2 protein-coding genes and 1 pseudogene are annotated in these 2,056 nt (G+C 59.0%); 1 reads left to right on the top strand and 2 read right to left on the bottom strand.

What is annotated here, in order from left to right; all coding sequences use genetic code 11:
• The coding region (locus tag ACXRVY_RS25970) for a hypothetical protein (RefSeq protein WP_458238618.1) at positions 1 to 147 on the bottom strand (147 nt) is incomplete at its 3' end.
• A gap of 298 nt (positions 148 to 445) precedes the next feature.
• On the opposite strand from ACXRVY_RS25970, the gene ACXRVY_RS25965 reads away from it, so the two are divergent.
• On the top strand, positions 446 to 1,600 hold the full coding sequence (locus ACXRVY_RS25965; RefSeq protein WP_223457988.1) for a MalY/PatB family protein: 1,155 nt from the start codon (positions 446 to 448) through the stop codon (positions 1,598 to 1,600).
• A 98-nt stretch (positions 1,601 to 1,698) separates the two neighbouring features.
• On the opposite strand, the pseudogene ACXRVY_RS25960 reads toward ACXRVY_RS25965, so the two are convergent.
• A pseudogene (locus ACXRVY_RS25960) lies at positions 1,699 to 2,056 on the bottom strand (zeta toxin family protein); the annotation flags it as partial.

The raw sequence follows: 2,056 nt of genomic DNA, 5'->3' as shown, positions 1-2,056 counted from the left end.
GTTGCGGGTTTCATGGGTGTGGGCGAGCTTGAAATGACGCACCTGTTCGGCAAAGGCTGTCGTCGGGGCCATGCCCAACGCGCCCAGGCTAGAGCCTGCAAGGCCGATACCGGCGACCTTGAAGAACTGACGACGGCTGAGATCCATCGTGCACTCCTGATCAGGTGGAACCCGGTACATGGCCGGGCCATTTTGAACAACCGCGGTGGTGGCAGTCTGACTGCCGACACTACAAACTGTAGTCAATGCACTAGTGCTTTGTGTGAAAACCGACCGTCGGGCAAATCCAGCGGGTCGTGAAGATCCTTGTAGGAGCGAGCCTGCTCGCGATGGTGTGTCAGTCGACATCACCGTATCTGACCCTCCTTCGCGAGCAGGCTCGCTCCTACAGGGGGTTGGCGCTTATCATTGGCGCATGTTCAACCCCGCTTCTACGAGATCCCGCATGACTTTCGATTTTGATCAGGTGTTCGACCGTCACAACACCGGCAGTACAAAATGGAGCCGCTACCCGGCCGACGTATTGCCAATGTGGGTCGCCGACATGGATTTCGCCGCGCCGCCGGTGATCATCCAGGCCCTGCAAAAACGCCTGGAACACCCGATGGTCGGTTACAGCGTGGCCCGGGATGACCTGCGCGAGGCGATCGTCGCCGACCTCTGGAACAAGTACGCCTGGCGCGTCGAGCCMCAGGAGCTGATCTTCCTGCCGGGCGTCGAGTCCGGCTTCAACATGGCGCTGAAGGCCCTGGTGCAGGCGTCACAGAACGTCGTTGTGCAGGTGCCGAACTACCCGCCGCTGCGCCACGCACCCGGGCATTGGGGCCTGAACAAGGTCGAGCTGAACTTCGATGCGCAAGCCGATGGCACCTACACCACGCCGCTGGATACCTTGAGCCAGTCGCTGCAGGGCGGCGGCGCCTTGCTGCTGAGCAACCCGCATAACCCGCTGGGCAAGGCCTTCCCCCGCGCAGAGCTGCAAGCCATTGCCGACATTTGCCTTGAGCATGATGCCTGGATCATTTCCGACGAGATCCACGCCGAGTTGTGCTACGACGGGCGCCAGCACATTCCGATGGCCACATTGAGCGCGCAAGTGGCCCAGCGCACCATCACGCTGATGTCGGCGAGCAAGGCCTATAACATCGCAGGTCTCAAGACCTCGTTCATGATCATCCAGGACCGTCACCTGCGCGAGAAGGTCAACCACGCTCGTTGCGGTATGGTCGACAGCGTCAATCCGCTGGGCATGGAAGCCACCCGTGTCGCCTACAGCGAAGCGGCGCCATGGCTGGCCGAGTTGAAGGTCTACCTGCAAGGCAACCGCGATTTCCTCGCCGAGGCCGTGCGCACCCGCCTGCCGGGTATCACCATGAACCTGCCGCAAAGCACTTATCTGGCGTGGCTCGACTGCACGGCACTGGGGCTGGACAACCCGCAACAGTTCTTCCTCGAACAGGCCAAAGTTGGATTGAGCGCCGGGCTGGACTTTGGCGATGACTGCAAGCAGTTCGTGCGCCTGAACTTCGGCTGCCCACGATCACTGATGGAAGAAGGCATTGCGCGAATGGAGCGCAGCTTGCGCAACCTCAAGGCCTGATACCCCCTCAGCAACAACGAAAATCCCTGTAGGAGCAAGCTCGCTCCTACAGGGCTGGGTCCAAGGACGCGGCCGCATCGATTAACCGTTACGCCAGCTTAGCGATACACGTATTTGGTGATATAGGAATACAGGTCGTTGTACACAAAATCAGGGACATGCTTTGCATGTGCACTGGTTCTCATTAGTTGCAAATGGCATTCCTTGACCATTTCATCACGCTCTTCCATCGAATAGACAGTATTCCTGAGAATTTTGTCATAGGCGCTATACGCATATGCCTGCAACTGCGAAACTTCGGACAGCTTGCCCGTGGCGTCCAGAGTGTAGGTACTGTGAGCGCGCAGCACTCGGTCGTTCAGTTTGCCCATCCCGCGCTCATACAAGAAAATTTGTGAACCGCTCACTTCCTTTGCCAGGAACTCGAACGCGACCAGAACCGCCGGAGCGTTACTG

Source organism: Pseudomonas sp. P5_A2_2 (assembly GCF_054177685.1).
Note: the sequence above shows the minus strand (reverse complement) of the source record. Positions and strands in the feature narration are given on the sequence as shown.